The following is a 17068-nucleotide window of genomic DNA, read 5'->3' as shown; positions in this document are numbered from 1 at the left end:
CGAATACCGGCGCGCTGCATAGCATGCTGCGCGCCGGTATTCGAGTCCGCCCTCACTCCGCGGCGATCACCGCGAGGCTATCATCGAGCACGTGTGGCAGGCGACCGAGCATTTCCTTTGGCACCACCTGCCAGAACAAATCGATCGCGCGGCCCCAATCGTCGAGCAACGCGCCCGACCATTTGCTGTCGGTAGCGGCATGGTGCGCGCGGACCAGGCCGAGCAGCACCGATTCCCAATGAACCGACGAAAGCCGGTTCCAGACGATGCTTTCCGGATTGGCGCGCCGCTCGAAACTGCCATCGGGATCGTAGACGAAAGCCATGCCGCCGGTCATGCCGGCGCCGAAATTGGCGCCGACCTCTCCCAATACGACCGCCACGCCGCCGGTCATATATTCGCAACCGTTGGCGCCGCAACCTTCGACCACCACCGTCGCGCCCGAGTTGCGCACCGCAAAGCGCTCGCCGGCCTGACCCGCCGCCAGCAGGCTGCCCGAGGTGGCTCCGTACAGGACGGTGTTGCCGATGATCGTGTTTCGCTGGCTGGCCAAGGTCGCGCTGACCATCGGTCGCACGACGATCTTGCCGCCCGACAGGCCCTTGCCGACATAATCATTGGCATCGCCGAACACTTCCAGCGTGACGCCCTTGCACAGGAACGCGCCGAGGCTCTGCCCGGCCGAGCCGCGCAGCCGGACATGGACGTGGCCATCGGCAAGCGTGGACATGCCGAACTTGGCGGTGATCTCGCTCGACAGCCGCGTGCCGACCGCGCGGTGCGTGTTGCGTACCGAATAGGTCAGCTGCATCTTTTCGCCGCGGCTGAATACCGCCGCCGCATCGCGAATCATCTGCGCGTCGAGACTGTCGGGAACGTCGTTGCGGAACGTGCCCAGCGAGAAGCGGCGCTGGCTGTCGTCGGCATCGACCTTGGCCAAAATCGGGTTGAGATCGAGATCGTCGAGATGCTCGGCGCCGCGGCTGACCTGGCGGAGCAATTCGGTCCGCCCGATCACGTCGTCGAGGCTCTTGAAGCCCAGCCGCGCGAGAATATCGCGCACTTCCTCGGCGATGAAGGTCATCAGGTTGATGACCTTTTCCGGCGTGCCGGTGAATTTCGCACGCAGCCGCTCGTCCTGCACGCACACCCCAACCGGGCAGGTGTTGGAATGGCATTGCCGCACCATGATGCAGCCCATTGCCACGAGGCTCAGCGTGCCGATGCCGAATTCCTCCGCCCCCAGGATCGCGGCGATAACGATGTCGCGCCCGGTCTTAAGCCCGCCATCGGTGCGCAGCTTGATACGCCCGCGGAGGCCGTTGAGCGTCAGCGTCTGGTTGACCTCGGACAGGCCCATTTCCCACGGCGTGCCGGCATATTTGATGCTGGTCTGCGGGGAGGCACCAGTGCCGCCGACATGGCCGGCGATCAGGATCACGTCGGCATGTGCCTTGGCCACGCCCGCTGCGACCGTGCCGATCCCGGCCGAACTGACCAGCTTCACGCAGACGCGGGCGCGCGGATTGATCTGCTTGCAGTCGTAGATCAGCTGGGCGAGATCCTCGATCGAATAGATATCGTGGTGCGGCGGCGGGCTGATCAGCGTCACGCCGGGCGTGGCATGGCGCAATTTGGCGATGAATTCGGTGACCTTGAATCCGGGCAATTGCCCGCCCTCGCCGGGCTTGGCGCCCTGCGCGACCTTGATCTCGATCTCCTCGCAGCTGCCGAGATATTCCGCGGTCACGCCGAAGCGGCCGCTCGCGATTTGCTTGACGCCCGAATTGGCGTTGTCGCCATTGGCATAGGGCTTGAAGCGCGCGACATCCTCGCCGCCTTCGCCCGACACAGCCTTGGCGCCGATGCGGTTCATGGCGATGGCCAATGTCTCATGCGCCTCGGGGCTAAGTGCGCCCAGGCTCATGCCGGGCGTGACAAAGCGCTTGCGGATTTCGGTGATCGCCTCGACCTGATCCTGGGCAATGCCTTCGTCGGGGAAGTTGAACTGCAGCAGATCGCGCAGATAGACCGGCGGCAAGGCCTCCACGCCGCGTGAGAATTGCAGATAGGTGGAGTAGGAATCGGTCGCCACGGCGCTTTGCAACAGGTGCATCAGTTGCGCGGAATAAGCATGCGTCTCGCCCGAATGTCGCTGACGATAGAAGCCGCCGATCGGCAGATGGACGATGGCGCTGTCATAAGCGGCATCGTGCCGGTCGGTCGCGTTAACGAACAAAGAGGCATAGCCCTCGCCCGAAATCTTCGCCGGCATGCCGGGGAAGAAATCGTTGACCAGCGCGCGGGAGAGGCCAACCGCCTCGAAATTATACCCGCCGCGATAGGAGGAGATCACCGCGATCCCCATCTTCGAGATGATCTTGAGCAGCCCCTCGTCGATCGCCTTGCGATGCCGCTTGAGGCATTCCTCGAGCAGCAGATCGCCGAACAGCCCGCGCTCATGCCGATCGGCGATCGAGGCTTCGGTAAGATAAGCGTGCACCGTGGTCGCGCCGACGCCGATCAGCACGGCATAATAATGCGTGTCGAGGCATTCGGCGGTCTGGATGTTGATGCTGGCGTAGGAGCGCAGGCCCTTACGCACGAGATGCGTGTGCACTGCCGCGGCGGCGAGCACGCCGGCAATGGCGATGCGATCTTCGCCGACATTCATGTCGCTCAGGAACAATTCGCTCTTGCCCTCGCGCACTGCCTGTTCGGCCTGCATACGAATGCGCGCGATCGCGCCGCGCAGCGTCTCCGGCGTGCCGCCCGTCTCGAACGTGCAGTCGATTTCGGCCACCTTGGGCCCAAAAAACGCCTTCAGCCGCAGCCAGTCCGCCCCGGTCAGCACCGGCGATTCAAGCACCAGCACGCCATCGCGCCGCTCGTCGGTATCGAGGATATTGCCGAGATTGCCGAACCGCGTCTTGAGCGACATGACATGGCGTTCGCGCAAGGAATCGATCGGCGGGTTGGTCACCTGGCTGAAATTCTGCCGGAAGAAATGGCTGATCAACCGCGGATTGTCCGACACCACGGCCAGCGGCGTATCGTCGCCCATCGATCCGATCGCTTCCTTGGCGCCTTCGACCATCGGCGACAGGATCAGCTCCATATCCTCCAACGTCTGCCCGGCGGCGATCTGGCGGCGCGTGAGATCGGCGCGCGGAAAGCGCGTCACGGCATCGCCCGGCGGCGCCGGCAGATCGTCGATATCGAGGAAATTGCCCACCATCGCGCCGTAATCGGCCTCGCCGGCAATCTGATCCTTGATCTCCCGGTCCTTGAACAAAGTGCCACTGTCGAGATCGACCGCGATCATCTGCCCCGGCCCCAGCCGCCCCTTCTCGACCACGGTCGATTCCGGCACCACGACCATGCCGGTCTCCGATCCGACGATCAGCAGCCCGTCGCTGGTCAGCGTGTAGCGCAACGGGCGCAGCGCGTTGCGATCCATCCCCGCGACGGCCCAGCGCCCATCGGTCATCGCCAAGGCGGCGGGGCCGTCCCACGGCTCCATCACCGAGCCGAGATATTTGTACATGTCGAGATGCTCTTTGGGCATCTCGCCCTTGGGCCCCCAGGCCTCGGGCACCAGCATCAGCTTGGCGGTCGGCGCGTCGCGGCCCGAACGGCAGATTGCCTCGAACGTCGCATCCAGCGCGGCAGTGTCGGAGGCGCCAGCCGGGATCACCGGCTTGATATCCTCCGAATGCTCGCCAAAGGCATTGGCGGCCATCTTGATCTCGTGGCTGATCATCCAATTCTTGTTGCCGCGAATGGTGTTGATCTCGCCATTATGCGCCAGGCAGCGGAACGGCTGCGCCAGCCACCATTGCGGGAAGGTGTTGGTCGAATAGCGCTGATGGAAGATTGCGACGCGCGATTCGAAGCGCTGGTCCTGAAGGTCCGGATAAAACACCGAAAGGGATTCAGCGAGGAACAGCCCTTTGTAGATGATCGAGCGGCAGCTGAGCGAGCAGACGTAAAAGCCCTGGATCTGCGCGGCGATGACGCGCTTCTCGATCCGGCGGCGGACCAGATACAGGTTCTTCTCGAACTCGGCGGCCGATTGCTCGTCGGGCAGCGGACCCGCGATCATGATCTGCTCGATCTCGGGCCGCGTGGTCTGCGCCTTGAGGCCGATCACCGACACGTCGACCGGCACTTGGCGCCAGCCGTAGATCTTATAGCCTTCCTCGATGATCGCGCTTTCGACGATCGTGCGGCATTCCTCCTGCCCACCGAGATCGGTGCGCGGCAGGAAGATCATGCCCACCGCCAGGCGATTAGGCAGCGGGCGATGGCCCGAGGCGGCCACCGCGTCGTCGAAGAATTTGAGCGGCAGATCGACGTGCAGCCCGGCGCCGTCGCCGGTCTTGCCATCGGCATCCACCGCGCCGCGATGCCACACCGCCTTCAGCGCATCGATCGCCGACTGCACCACGCGGCGCGAGGGCGTGCCATCGGTGGCGGCGATCAGCCCGACGCCGCAGGCATCGGATTCGAATTCGGGGCGGTACATGCCATGCTCGGCGAGACGCTGGCGTTCGGATTCTAAAGTCATTGCGGCGACACTTTTTTCTTGGGTGCGGGCGGCAGGTGGGCGGTGGCCGCCTCGACCTTCTTCATGATCGCCGGCATTGCACGCATCATTTCCGGGGCGAAGGCCTGCATGCCCTTCATGATCTCCGGATCCATGAAACTCAGCAGCCATTCGCGCGCATAGGCTTGGCCCGCCGGCGTGGCGAAGAATGCCTCCATCGCCTGCAACTCCGAAGCCGAGAATTTTCGAGCGTAAATTGTGACCATACTGTCGCGCACGGAGGGCTCGATCTTGTCCATCAAGGGCAGCATGGCGTCGAACATCGCCTTGGTGCTCAGCTGCATGCGCTCGCGAAAATACGGATCTTCGGCGGCGATCGCCTTGCCCATCGTCTGTTGACCGGCTTCGCCCTTCGCGGTGGGATCCACGTCGCTCGTCTTCATGGCGTACATCTGGTCCATCATCGTATCGACCATCTGTGACATCGTGCCGTCCATCAGCCGCCGATAGGTGCCAAGCGGCCATAGCCGATTGATCACCCGCTGGGCTGCGGCCTGCCGTGCCGGATCGGGCTGGGCCGGAGCAGCCGGAGCGGCCGGCGTCTGCGCGCCCAGAGGCGTCGCCAGTGCAAGCAAGGCCAGTGCGGAAAACCGGATCATCACGCTGCCTGCCTTTCGCTCGCCGCCTTGGCCTTCAGCCACTTGTGCATCGCCGCGCTAACATCGCGCCCGTCGCGGATCGCCCACACCACCAGGCTCGCCCCGCGCACGATGTCGCCCGCCGCGAACACGCCGTCGAGCGAGGTCATCAGCGTCTTGCCGACCAGCAAGGTGCCCCAGCGCGTCACGCCCAGTTCCGGCGCACCGAACAGGGTCGGCAGATCCTCGGCATCGAAGCCCAACGCCTTGATCACCAGATCGGCGGGCACGTCGAAGCCACCCGCGGGATCGATCTCCGGCGCGCGGCGGCCGCTCGCGTCGGCGGCGCCGAGCCGCATGCGGCTGGCCTTGACGCTGGTCACGCGCTCCGATGCGGCAAAGGCTTCCGGCGCGGACAGCCAGACGAACTCGACGCCTTCTTCCTCGGCATTGGCGACTTCGCGCTGCGATCCCGGCATGTTGGCGCGGTCGCGGCGGTACAGGCATTTCACGCTGGCCGCGCCCTGGCGCACCGCGGTGCGCACGCAATCCATCGCCGTATCGCCGCCGCCGATCACCACGACATGCTTGCCCGCGGCATCCAGCGAGCCATCGTCGAACGCCGGCACGGCATCACCGAAACCCTTGCGGTTCGAAGCGGTAAGGAAATCGAGCGCATCGACCACGCCGTCGCTGCCCACGCCCGGCGCCTTGATCGCGCGCGGCTTGTACACGCCGGTGGCGATCAGCACGGCGTCATGGCGCTGGCGCAGCTCGTCGAGGCTGGCGTCGCGACCGACCTCGAAGCTTTCGTGGAAGACGATGCCGCCTTCTTTCAAGCGATCGACCCGCCGCGTCACGACGTGTTTCTCCAGCTTGAAGCCGGGAATGCCGTAAGTCAGCAACCCGCCGGCGCGATCGTAGCGATCATAGACGTGCACGTCATAGCCATGGTTACGCAGATATTCCGCCGCCGACAGTCCGGCCGGACCAGCGCCGACCACGCCGACCGACTGGCCGCGCGCCGGGCCGACCGTCACTGGCTCGATCCAGCCCTCTTCCCACGCCGTATCGGTAATGAACTTTTCGACCGAGCCGATCGTCACCGCGCCATGGCCAGCGAATTCGATCACGCAATTGCCTTCGCACAGGCGATCCTGCGGGCAGATCCGGCCGCAGATTTCGGGCATGGTCGAGGTCGCGTTGCTCAGCTCATAGGCCTCGCGCAGCCGGCCCTCGGCGGTCAGCCGCAGCCAATCGGGGATATGGTTGTGCAACGGGCAATGCACCGAACAATAAGGCACGCCGCATTGCGAGCAGCGCCCGGCCTGATCCTCGGCCGCGGGTGGCGCGTAGCGATCGGCGATTTCGCGAAAATCCTCCGCGCGCAGCTCTGCCGGGCGCTTGCCTGGATAGGCCTGCGGCCGTTCCACGAAATGGAGCATCGTTTCGGTCATGCAGCCTCGCCTTCTGTCGAAAGCGGCGCATAATTACCTTTTTACGACGAGTCACGCAAAATTACAACGGTGCGTAAGCTATGCTTACCTATAATCGGCGACGTTTATCAGATTGACATGTGATACTCGCGACATGCGGTTATAAAATACCGTTTCGGCCCTATCGGGCGAGCAGCGCAATAAGCGCGATCGAGCCAGCGACGATGCGATACCAGGCAAATGACGCAAAACCGTGTTTGCCGACAAAGGCGACGAACCAGCGGATCACCGCCAGCGCGACCAAGAAGGACACGACGAAGCCGATCGCAATCGCGGTCAGATGCGCGTCGCCCAATTCATGACGGCTCTTGTACAAGGCCAATGCGGTCGCGCCGCACATCGTCGGGATGGCCAGGAAGAAGCTATATTCGGCCGCGGTCTCGCGATCGACGCCCAGCGTGAGCGCACCCATGATCGTCGCGCCCGAGCGGCTGACGCCCGGGATCATCGACAGGCATTGCACCACGCCGATCGCCAGCGCTGTACGCCACGGCATCTCCTCCACGGAGCGGGTCACGACATGCTTCTGCAATTTTTCGATGATCAGGATCAGCACGCCGCCGACGATCAGCGCGATCGCTACCACCAACGGCCCGACCAACGGCGCTTCGAGCACTGCCTTGATCGATTTGTAGGCGATCGCACCGACCAGCGCCGAGGGCAGGAAGCCGAGCAACACGTTGCGGGTGAAGCGGATCGCCGCGGGATCGCGCGCCAGCAGCCCGCGCCCGACCTTCATGAACCGACCCCAGAACAACACGACGACGGCCAGGATCGCACCCAATTGAATGACGATATCGAACGTCGCGTCCGCCTGCGGCAGGCCGAGCAAGGCGCCCGCCAGGATCAGATGGCCGGTGGACGAGACGGGCAGGAACTCGGTCACCCCCTCGACGATGCCGAGCAGGATGATGACAATCAGGTCGTACACGTGGAGTCCCCCGTTTCGCGATAATAGCGGCCGATGGCCTCAGGCAGCGTCGCTGACCACACCGAACCGGCCCTGCCGGCGATAACGCACCAGCCAGGCGGGCGCGACCGCGCCGAGCGGCGTCGGGGCAATGCCCAAGGCGGCCAGCCCGTCCGCGCCGGTGACGATATTGTCGCTCTGCAGCATCTTCCACTGGTCCATCGTGATCGGCGCGCCCGGCAGGAAGCCGGCGCGGGCGATCAGCGCACCAGCCATGTCGGGCACCTCGACGATGCTCGGCGTGCGCCCGATCGCCTGTACGATCCAGCGGATCAGCGCGCCCATCGTCAGCACGTCCGGCCCGCCCAATTCGAACGTCTGCCCACCGAAGGTCTCGGGATCGGCCAGCGCGCGCGTGGCCGCCGCCGCCACATCGCCGACATAGACCGGCTGGAATTTCGCGCCGCTACGCAGCACGGGCACCACCGGCGCGCTGGCGATCATGCCGGCAAAGCGATTGACGAACTGATCCTCGCGCCCGAACACGATCGACGGCCGCAGGATCGTCGCATTCTCGAATGCCGCGCGCACCTGATCCTCGCCTGCCGCCTTGGATTGGCCATAGGCCGAGGGGGAGGCGGCATCCGCGCCGATCGCGGACACATGCACCAGCGCGCCGACCCCGGCGATGGTCGCGGCGCGCGCGACATGGCCCGCGCCGTCGGCTTGAACCGCGTGGAACTTGCCCTTGAGGATGCCGACAAGGTTGATCACCGCGTCCGAGCCCTGGACGGCGCGGAGCACCGAATCCGGCTTGGTCACGTCGACGACGGCGAACTGCGTCTGTCCCAGCCCCCCCTGCGTGCGCAGAAACGTCGCACTGCGCGGATCGCGCTGCGCGATGCGCAGCCGCGCGCCGGCTTTCAACAAATCCTGCGCGACATAGCGCCCGAGGAACCCGCCGCCGCCGATCAGCGTCACCAATTTGCCGTTCATGTCCGCGTTCATGCCGAAATCCTGCCTAAATTCTGCAAACCCCTTGCCCCACCACCATGCGTGTTGACAAGGCCGTCACCCCACCCCTAAAGCCCGCCCCCTACCCAGTGCCCGGATGGCGGAATTGGTAGACGCACCAGCTTCAGGTGCTGGCGATCGCAAGGTCGTGGAGGTTCGAGTCCTCTTCCGGGCACCATTGCTTCTTGACCAAGGCGTTGAGAGTAGACAGAAATATTGGGAAATTGGCAGCGCCGTTCCCATACTTCCTCCCTCATCATGTTCCGGTCATACGCGAATGGTGGCGACCAGCGCGAAGATGACGCAGTTCGGCACATAGCGCTCGGTCGGCCTTCAAGCCGATCGTGATCACCCGTTTGAGCGTCGGGACGTTTGTTTAACGGCTGGGGGTGACAATGAAACGGTTGATGAAACTTGGGCAGGCGATCTTTTCAGCCCGAGCGAGGAGGCCGAAGACCTCATAGGTTACGTGGAGAGCGTTTTTACAAGACAGGCAGTACGAGACGAAGGTCATGCGCACGTCCTGGCAGTGGACACCTCTTACCCTGTGCCGACCGACAACGCTTTCGCGGACCTGATCGCGCGACTTTAAGAAATCGCGGCCCCGCAGCATCGTGACAGCGCTACACCGACGGTAAGCCGCGGCTCATGACCGGTCGGGGCAACAAGCGTCCGAGCCTCGCTGCAAAGGTGATTTTCGCGCTGATCGTCGTGCAGGGAATCGGGTGCTGTGGCTGGGCATCCAGGGGATGAGAAAAAGGCCATATCTCCTCCGCCGGGTAGTGCCTGGATCAACCACCGAGCGGCAGATCGCGGCGCCCAAGCCCAACTAGCCGTGCTGAGCCTTATGTATCATTCCCTTGATCTGTTTGCCGATCGAGCTGCCCGCTAAGTGCTGATCGACGCTCGAATACCCCTCTGGCGACAGCTGGCGACGGAGATCCACAAGCGAGTTGCACTTTCCCGACTGAGCAATTTCGATCGCGCGCTCGATGATTGGCGTTGGTTCATAAGGAGCTGATACTTCAAGCACTACGGCGAGCATAATATGGCGCCTCCGCCGTCATGCGACGGCCGCACAACGAGGAAATTATGGAAGATCAGGACAATCCGGAGATCTATCGATCGAAAGCTGAGCCATTCGGTAGATGGCTGCTCTCCCAACGCGACCGCGGCGATTGGGTCGATGATCTTGCGATCACAGCGCGCCAAGATGTTACCTTCCCAAGCGATGGTGATCCCGAAGCCGTTAGAGCGCATCTTTTTGCGCAGCAAGTCGAGGACGATATATTCCAAGCGGTAGACGACGCCGAACATGGCTGGCGAGACGCCGGATGAAGCGATGACTGCGGCTAAAATACCGCGCATTGCCGTCGATCACGCGCCTGCGGGAACGAACATCGTGGCGTCGCGCGCATGTCGCGCGCGTTCACTAAATACCATCTCGACGACGGTCGAGCCCTGCATCGATTCCGCATAGGCGAACCGAATGCTGATCCACGACCATACGTGGAGCTTTGAAACTGAGATCTTGGCTAGCGGCTATGTCGAGGAGGTGTTCCAGCTCGCGCCGGATGGGAGTTGGCGCAGCGAGCTCGTTCACCGAAACCCTGGCACCGTGCATCAGGTGACGGCCGAGCATATCCATCGGATCGTCGAGCTGCCCAAGCGGGAATGCTGGGCCGGGATTCGCGCAGGCCCCAACCAGCGAGAGACACGGTTCTGGCGGTTCGGCGACGAAGTCTGATCACGCGCTTGGCTTGACCGGCGGTGGAGGCAGCAAAGATAGCGGCGGGCGGCTTGTCCCGCTTGTCAGCAATGACTCGAGCAACCACCTGCCTGCCATGGATGCTGATCGCGAACGTTGGGCGGAGGCGCTGCTGGTAGAGCGGCAGCACGGCCCGCGCGCGCCCGCGTTCATCGCCGGGCGTGTCGCCGCCCTGGTATTGGCCGGCGATCTGCAGGGAGTCGCGCGGTGGCGGGCGATCGCCGAACGCTATGATCAACTCACTCGGGGTCCGCGGCAATGAAGCCGGCGCTTCACTTTATTTGCTTCCGCGGCGACGCATACCACAGCGCCGTCCGGATCTTCGGACCGCCCGACTTCATCCACCGCCATTGGATGCGCAGGCCAGGGATGAGATCGCGCCAGGCGACATCGCCATATTTGCCGTCGGGACGGATCAAGATCCGGTCGCGCCCTACAATTTTAACGATTCAGCCGTCCTATGACGCGGCGGGCGGTGGGAGCTGGTCGACGCGCTTTAACGTGCGGTTGAGCAGAAAACCTCCCTCTTCAAGGTTGCCCTGCAGGTAGACGAGCGGTGTGGAACCATGGGGGTGAAAGCGCATGATCTCTGTCTCAAAAGCAATCACCAGGCAGTCCCCGTCCACCCGGCATTTGCCGGCGTAATGGCGACCCCTAAAAACACGGCCACCTTGAATTGTTAGACGTCGCCGGGGCTCACCTGTTAGCGGTTCGTCCTCGTAAATAAGCCACCAATCGCCCTCGTATGCATCTAGGTCGTATGCCAACGTTAGCTCCCGGTGATTCGACGCGCCGGACATTGGAGGAACGAGCGTGCGGAGACCAGCCAGTGTGTAATCGAGCGCGCATGCTCGGCGAGCCTGAGACGATCATCGAGCAATTCCGTGCGACTGGGTGGTTAAGCGCCAGGCCAATGGATAACCGCTTCGATCCGCGCGAGCTGCGGCCCAAGGGCCGCGCCTATGTCGTTCGTCAGCACGACGGCAACCGCAGTATCGATGTCATGTTTTGGGACGTGCTGGGCGGTGCGGCGCCTTGGCCGATGACCAACGTCCGCAACTTGGGGCTATCCCAATGGGGAGCGCTGGCGTCGAAGCCTGAGCAGCGCTGCCTTGTGCCGCTGACCGAATTTTGCGAATGGACGCCGGAAACGCACGACCTGGGCGACGGCAAGAAGCCGCTCAAGGGAGAGATGTGGTTTCAGGTGACGGACCAGCCGATCTTCGCCGTTGCCGGCTTCTGGCAGCAGACGAAGGAGGGTGCCGGGTTCACGATAGTGACGTGCGATCCGAACGAGCTCGTTGCGCCGATACACCCAAAGGCCATGATTACCGTCCTCCACCCGGACGACCACGAGCGTTGGTTGACTGGCAGCTATGACGACGTGCGAGCCCTGCAGTGCCCATATCCGGCCAATCGGATGACGGTGCGGGGACCGGCGTTTCCCACGCGTCAGCCAAAGCTGCCTTGATGCCTGCCCGACGCGGCGAAGCTTGGACCAACGAAGACGACGCCAAGTTTCGAAGCATGGCACGTGAGGGCTTGGGCGTGGCTCGGATTGCCAGAACGCTTGAGCGAACCCAATCTGCAATCCGGTCCCGTGCTCTCGCCAAAAAAATCAAGGTTTCGGGGCGGTGAACGGGCCAACGCCGTGACGGTCTCCGCGACCCGCTCAGCAGATCCTTCGAGATGCTGCCAGCGGTGGCAATGCGCGGTGCCGCAAAGCCAGTAAAGAGGCTAATGAATTAGCGAAGACCTACAACATTGATCTGCTTAATCCGGATGGGGGCGTCACGACACCTATCTGAAGCAATTGACCAGTTCGTGTGTTAGCTGGGGGCGCCAAGTTTCGCCGCGACGAGAGTCGTCAGCTCATGCGGGGAATAAGGCTTTGATATGAAAAGGCCATGATCCGGGACTTCGTCGTCAGCCAGCTTGTTAGCGCCCGACGTAACAATCAATTTTACGTCTGGTTGCTGGCGATAGGCGATCCCGGCAAGATCGAGGCCATCTAATTCCCCAGGCATGTTAATGTCAGTGAACAGCAGATCGATCCGCTCCTCTGCCGCAATGACCTCCAGCGCTTCTTCGGCGTTACCAGCTTCAAGAATGACGCGTCCCTCCGCAGCCAGCAGATCAACCGCGGCCATACGGATAAAGGGTTCGTCTTCGACAATGAGAATGACGGTGCGTTCGGGGAATTCAGCCATCACGGCCAAACCGTTCCAAGACGCGGTCGTTCCGCTGCGACGCCTTTTCCGCTTACCTAGCCAAACGAGAGCGCTTGATGCGGAGGGTCACGATCAGGCCGCCTGCCGACCAATCATAGTCGATTGCTCCGCCGAGTTGGCTGGCGACGCTTCGTCTGATCAGTTTGCTACCATAGCCGTCCGGCCCATCGGGGGGCGAAACCGGCGGACCGCCGCGTTCCAACCAGGTGAGGACGATGTGATCGGTCTCGGAAGCGCTGGAAATGTCGAGCGTTCCCGTCGCGTCCGATAGGGATCCATATTTCATCGAATTGGTGGCAAGTTCATGAATCACCAGCGCAAGTCCGGTTGCGGCCGTCTCGCCTACGCCGGTCCGCTCAACCGCAACCCTGATTCGCCCTTTGAACGCTCCTAGATCGTCATACGGAGCGAGCAAAATCGACAACAAATCTCCGAGCAACGCAGCTTCGCCCTGGCCACTTGCCAGCGGCCTGACCAAATCGTGTGCGCGGCCTAGCGCGGTCAGGCGTCCGGTGAGGTCCTGCGCCATCTCCTCGGTGGTCGTCGCCGATCGTGAGGTAATGGTGGTCAGGCCGGAGGCGATGGCGAGCAGGTTTTTGACTCGGTGGCTCATTTCCCCGGCGAGCAGCTCGTTGCCTTCCTCGGCTTGTTTGCGGCCGGTGACGTCAAGAAAAATGCCAAACATCGTGCGGCCGACGATACCGGCGTCGTCGCCTTTGCCGCGCGCCGAGATCCAGCGAACTTCGTCACCAACAATGACGCGAAAATCTGTCTCGTAATCGCCCAAGACGGCTCGCGTCGCTGCGAATGCTGACCGAACACGGTCACGATCTGCCGGGTGAATGTGGGCCGACAGTTCCTCAAACGTGACCTTGTCGCTCCACGGTATGCCCCAAAGTTCGAAGCCGCGATCATCCATCGTCAGCAAATCCGTGTCGACATTCCATGACCAAAGGGCCACACTTGCCGCGTCGATCGCCAAGCGAACGTGTTGCTGGTTCCACTCATGTCCGGTCGGCAATTCAGTCGTCACGTCGTTACCTTTGTTCGATCTCGTTCCTGCATAGCCTCAACCGGCTGCGCGGCAACATACTACCTGGGCTGCAGGGCCCGATGCCCGCGCTACGCCCGAACGCTGGGCACCTCGGCGATATTCGTCGTCCACGCTGGCGACCGAATCTCTGACCGCAACTTCCACTCCCGCCGAAAGCCCTGAGACGCTGTCACCGCGGTCCACTTGCCGAAACGCCCGTTGATTTCGTCCAGCGGCCCATCAGCCGGTCCCGCTTCCTCGTGTTTTCCTCAAACAGCGTCCGCGGTCGCATATCCGCAGCCACCAGATCGTCGAGCATGATGAACGCCTTCATATAGGCATAGCCGTCCCGCCACGCCCGTTGCGCCGCGCCATTGATCTGAGCGTCTGAAACGTGATGCACGAAGATTTGGGCAACAGCCCACGGTGCCGCACCGTGTTCGACGCTGGTAGCCGAATTTAGTTTATCATAGAGAAGCCGCGATCGGGACCGTTGACCTATAACTAATTATGTGCCGTGCGCCCGCCGTTTCGCGAAACCAGCCGTTCGTTCTGCTCGAGTGTCCTGCTCGCATCGAGCTACTCCAAAGTCGCAGCGACGAGCGCGGAGCGCTCAGGCCGATCGCAATGGACAGCAGCGCGCATCCTGCGACGCCGCCGGCGCACGCGTCATCGGCGGCGGAGGCCATACCGGTGACGATCAGCGAACATTAGTGGCAGGACGGTGTTGCGCAGCCAGCCCACCCACGCCTCGCTGATCAGTTCGGCAGTCGGCGCGACGTGCGCGCAAAGATCGGCAAGAACGGTGAGCAGCAGCTCGCGGGCCAGACCCGCGACCAGGCGGCGGGGATTCGTCTAGTCGGCGGCGTGCGGCGGCCCTATCGACTTGCCCCGCACGAGTTAGAAGCCGATCACGGAGGGGCGTCGGCGTCATTGGCGATTCGGCCGGGGCGGTTGCTTTGATCGAGCATCGCGCGAGCCAAATCGCGGTTCGGGTGGTTAGCGACGATCTCCGCAAAACTGCCGTCGGCCTCATCCTGCCCCAGCTTGAATACCGCTTCGCACGATTTGACGGTGGCGCGGAACGCGACGATGTCGTGAATCATGCGGTTGTACCGCTTGCCCATCGCATCGACCTGCCAAGCGCCGGGGGGCTCGAGATGCGCGGCAAGCTGGCGCAGTGCGGTGTCCGTCTCGTCCGGCATGAACGCGATATCGGAAGTGATGCGCAGCGTCGCGTAATTCCAAGTTGCGCCCCAGACAGGGTTCGACACTAAAGTCGGCGAGACATAGTCCTGCGGCCCGTTAAACAGGATTAGCGCCCCGGCATCGGCCTCGAACATTGCGACCTGCGGATTGCGGCGGGCATAGTGACCGAACAACGACACCAACCTCCCCTCCCCGTCGCATTCGGCGAGCAGCGGCAGCGGCGTGGCATCGAAATCGCGCGAGATCACCCAGGCGAGCGGGTGTGCCGCGATCAGCGCGACGATATCATCTGGCGAGCGCGGGGCGAAGCTCACGCCGGGTGCGCGCCAAGCCGCGCGGCAAGCCAGCGCGCGGCATCGTCCAGTGCTTGGTCCGCCAGCGTGGAGATCGAAACTGCCTCGAGAAAACTATGCGTCGCGCCGCGGTAGAATCGCGCTTCAACTGCGATGCCAGCCGCCTCCAGGCGTGCGGCCATCGTCAGGTTGGCATCGGCCAGGATGTCGCATTCGGCGATCGCCAGGAAAGTCGCGGGTAGGCCACTCAGATCGGCATTGAGCGGTGCGACGAGCGGGTCGGTGCGCGCGGCTGGATCGGCGACATAATTATCCCAGAAGCGATCCATCTCGGCAATCGTCAGCATGTAGGCGGGGCCATCGAACCGTGCATAGCTCGGCGTCTCCGCGGGATCGAACGCGCCGTAATTGAGGAGCATCGCAGCGGGCAGCGTCTCGTTCGCGGCGCGTAGGCTGAGGCAGGCGGCTACCGAGAGGTTCGCTCCGGCGGAGTCGCCGCCGATCGCGATCGCGGCGGGATTGATGCCGAGCGTGGCGGCGTCCTGGCGCAGCGCGCGGAACGCGCTTGCCACTTCGTTCAGGGCGACGGGATATCTGACCTCAGGCGAGAGGCTGTAATCAATGCCGATGACGACGATGCCGGCGCGCGCGGCATACTCCCGCATCAGGCGATCGTGCGTGTCGATGCTGAACATCGTCCAGCCGCCGCCGTGAATATAGAGCAAGGCGGGTGGCGTAGCGACTCCTGCCGGCATTGCCGGACGGTGCAGACGCGCGCGGCAGCCGGCGATCACCGTCTCGGTCGTTTCGGCCATAACCGGGCCACCCGCGCGCCACTGTTCCCGCACCGTCTCCGCCGCTGCGCGCCGTTCTGGCAGGGGAAGCGCGTCGAAATCGGAAAACTGGCCGTAGCCGTGGTTCAACGCGGCGATGAAGCCGCGAATCTCGGGATCGACGTCATCCTGCTCGGCCATCGCCTCGATCGTGGAAATCATGCCTTGTCCTGCTCCGTTATCCGGGCGCTGTTGGCCCGGTGTCGATCTGATAGGGCCAGTCCGGTCGAGCGAAGACCGCGGTGAGGCCAAACATCGCCGCAATCGGGCCAGCCGGAATTTTACGGCAAGGCGTACATGCTGGGCGGAACGCCATAGGCGCGGCGGAACATCGCGGTAAACGCACTCGGGCTGTCATAGCCGACGTCAAACGCGATCGTCGTGACCGGCCGCCCGGCCGCCATCAGCGACAGCGCCTGCATCAGCCGCACCTGCTGTCGCCAGACGCCCAAGCCCATCCCGGTCTCGCGCTTGAACGCGCGGGTGAACGTGCGGCGCGCCATCCCGGCGATGCAGGCGAGTTGATCGACGTCGCGATTGTCCGCCGGATCAGCCAGGATCGCTCTGCACACGCGCAACAGCCGCTCGTCGCTCGGCATCGTTGCGCCATAAGGCGCAATTGGCATCGTCGCGATCTCATTGAGTAATACCTCGACGATACGGCCGGCATGGCCGTCGCGATCATAGTCATGGCCGAACGAAACGACCTTCAGGATCAACGCGCGAAGGAAATCGCTGACTTCGATCACCCGGCATTCCGGCGCCTGCGCGTACAGCGCGGGATCGATGTAGAGCGTGCGGAGCGATACCGGCCCACGACAAGATACTTCGTGCAGCATGTTGGCGGGCAGCCATACCGCCCGCTGCGGCGGGACGACGAAGCTCGTCGTTGGCGTGACCACTGACATCACGCCGGAACATGCGTAGAGCACCTGGATACGATCATGCGCGTGGACCGGATCGACGAAACCCGGCGGATATTCGTCGGTCAGCCCGCATACCGGCCGAGTACAGGTTTCGAGATTGTGTGAATGCTCTATCGGCCCGATCCCCGCAATATCACCACGATCAGCGCGAAACTGCCACTTTCGCGC

General features: G+C 63.2%; 17 protein-coding genes and 1 tRNA gene. 4 read left to right on the top strand and 14 right to left on the bottom strand.

What is annotated here, in order from left to right; translation table 11 throughout:
- Positions 1-52: 52 nt before the first annotated feature.
- The 5 genes from gltB to U1739_RS16410 all read right to left on the bottom strand — a co-directional run bounded on the left by gltB (position 53) and on the right by U1739_RS16410 (position 8589).
- Entirely contained in the window at positions 53-4570 is a 4518-nt protein-coding gene (gltB, locus tag U1739_RS16430) for a glutamate synthase large subunit (protein ID WP_332709654.1), read from the bottom strand.
- Positions 4567-5208: a DUF2059 domain-containing protein gene (locus tag U1739_RS16425; RefSeq protein ID WP_332709653.1), complete on the bottom strand. Its 642-nt coding sequence runs from the start codon at positions 5206-5208 to the stop codon at positions 4567-4569. Before U1739_RS16425 ends, gltB begins: the two co-directional genes overlap by 4 nt.
- Positions 5208-6644 (bottom strand): NAD(P)-dependent oxidoreductase, encoded by a 1437-nt coding sequence (locus tag U1739_RS16420; protein WP_332709652.1) that lies wholly within the window; start codon positions 6642-6644, stop codon positions 5208-5210. The genes U1739_RS16425 and U1739_RS16420 overlap by 1 nt, the downstream gene beginning before the upstream one ends.
- Before the next feature lie 160 nt (positions 6645-6804).
- A complete protein-coding gene (locus U1739_RS16415; RefSeq protein WP_332709651.1) occupies positions 6805-7614 on the bottom strand; it encodes an undecaprenyl-diphosphate phosphatase in 810 nt (269 codons plus the stop codon).
- A gap of 39 nt (positions 7615-7653) precedes the next feature.
- Positions 7654-8589, bottom strand: coding sequence for a complex I NDUFA9 subunit family protein (locus U1739_RS16410; RefSeq protein WP_332709790.1), 936 nt, complete (start codon positions 8587-8589; stop codon positions 7654-7656).
- 109 nt (positions 8590-8698) lie between these two features.
- Between U1739_RS16410 and U1739_RS16405 the strand changes: the two genes are divergently transcribed.
- Positions 8699-8785: transfer RNA gene (locus tag U1739_RS16405), tRNA-Leu, on the top strand.
- 651 nt (positions 8786-9436) lie between these two features.
- Here U1739_RS16405 and U1739_RS16400 read toward each other — a convergent pair.
- Together U1739_RS16400 and U1739_RS16395 are read right to left on the bottom strand one after the other, a co-directional pair.
- The gene (locus tag U1739_RS16400) at positions 9437-9652 is read right to left on the bottom strand and encodes a hypothetical protein (protein ID WP_332709650.1); all 216 of its coding nucleotides are present in this window, start codon (positions 9650-9652) and stop codon (positions 9437-9439) included.
- Positions 9640-9975 (bottom strand): hypothetical protein, encoded by a 336-nt coding sequence (locus U1739_RS16395; protein WP_332709649.1) that lies wholly within the window; start codon positions 9973-9975, stop codon positions 9640-9642. Before U1739_RS16395 ends, U1739_RS16400 begins: the two co-directional genes overlap by 13 nt.
- A gap of 121 nt (positions 9976-10096) precedes the next feature.
- Between U1739_RS16395 and U1739_RS16390 the strand changes: the two genes are divergently transcribed.
- From U1739_RS16390 to U1739_RS16380, 3 genes are all read left to right on the top strand, one after another.
- Positions 10097-10354 carry a hypothetical protein gene (locus U1739_RS16390; RefSeq protein ID WP_332709648.1) on the top strand — a complete coding sequence of 86 codons (258 nt, stop codon included), beginning with the start codon at positions 10097-10099 and terminating at the stop codon, positions 10352-10354.
- Positions 10355-10451: 97 nt separating this feature from the next.
- Positions 10452-10637 (top strand): DUF6961 family protein, encoded by a 186-nt coding sequence (locus U1739_RS16385; RefSeq protein ID WP_332709647.1) that lies wholly within the window; start codon positions 10452-10454, stop codon positions 10635-10637.
- Between the two features lie 567 nt (positions 10638-11204).
- Positions 11205-11846 carry an SOS response-associated peptidase family protein gene (locus tag U1739_RS16380; RefSeq protein WP_332709646.1) on the top strand — a complete coding sequence of 214 codons (642 nt, stop codon included), beginning with the start codon at positions 11205-11207 and terminating at the stop codon, positions 11844-11846.
- A 358-nt stretch (positions 11847-12204) separates the two neighbouring features.
- Here the strand turns inward: U1739_RS16380 and U1739_RS16375 are convergent, their stop codons facing one another.
- From U1739_RS16375 to U1739_RS16350, 7 genes are all read right to left on the bottom strand, one after another.
- Positions 12205-12585 carry a response regulator transcription factor gene (locus tag U1739_RS16375; RefSeq protein WP_332709645.1) on the bottom strand — a complete coding sequence of 127 codons (381 nt, stop codon included), beginning with the start codon at positions 12583-12585 and terminating at the stop codon, positions 12205-12207.
- Between the two features lie 52 nt (positions 12586-12637).
- On the bottom strand, positions 12638-13639 hold the full coding sequence (locus tag U1739_RS16370; RefSeq protein WP_332709644.1) for a sensor histidine kinase: 1002 nt from the start codon (positions 13637-13639) through the stop codon (positions 12638-12640).
- A gap of 89 nt (positions 13640-13728) precedes the next feature.
- A complete protein-coding gene (locus U1739_RS21250) occupies positions 13729-13833 on the bottom strand; it encodes a DUF4113 domain-containing protein (protein ID WP_443025581.1) in 105 nt (34 codons plus the stop codon).
- Positions 13830-13958: a hypothetical protein gene (locus U1739_RS16365; protein WP_332709643.1), complete on the bottom strand. Its 129-nt coding sequence runs from the start codon at positions 13956-13958 to the stop codon at positions 13830-13832. Before U1739_RS16365 ends, U1739_RS21250 begins: the two co-directional genes overlap by 4 nt.
- A 592-nt stretch (positions 13959-14550) precedes the next feature.
- Entirely contained in the window at positions 14551-15162 is a 612-nt protein-coding gene (locus tag U1739_RS16360; protein WP_332709642.1) for an FMN-binding negative transcriptional regulator, read from the bottom strand.
- Positions 15159-16136, bottom strand: a complete 978-nt coding sequence (locus tag U1739_RS16355) for an alpha/beta hydrolase fold domain-containing protein (protein ID WP_332709641.1) — start codon at positions 16134-16136, stop codon at positions 15159-15161. Before U1739_RS16355 ends, U1739_RS16360 begins: the two co-directional genes overlap by 4 nt.
- 119 nt (positions 16137-16255) lie before the next feature.
- A complete protein-coding gene (locus tag U1739_RS16350) occupies positions 16256-16966 on the bottom strand; it encodes an AraC family transcriptional regulator (RefSeq protein WP_332709789.1) in 711 nt (236 codons plus the stop codon).
- Positions 16967-17068 lie beyond the last annotated feature (102 nt).

The organism is Parasphingomonas puruogangriensis (genome assembly GCF_036663635.1).
GTDB lineage: Bacteria > Pseudomonadota > Alphaproteobacteria > Sphingomonadales > Sphingomonadaceae > Sphingomonas.
Note: the sequence above shows the minus strand (reverse complement) of the source record. Positions and strands in the feature narration are given on the sequence as shown.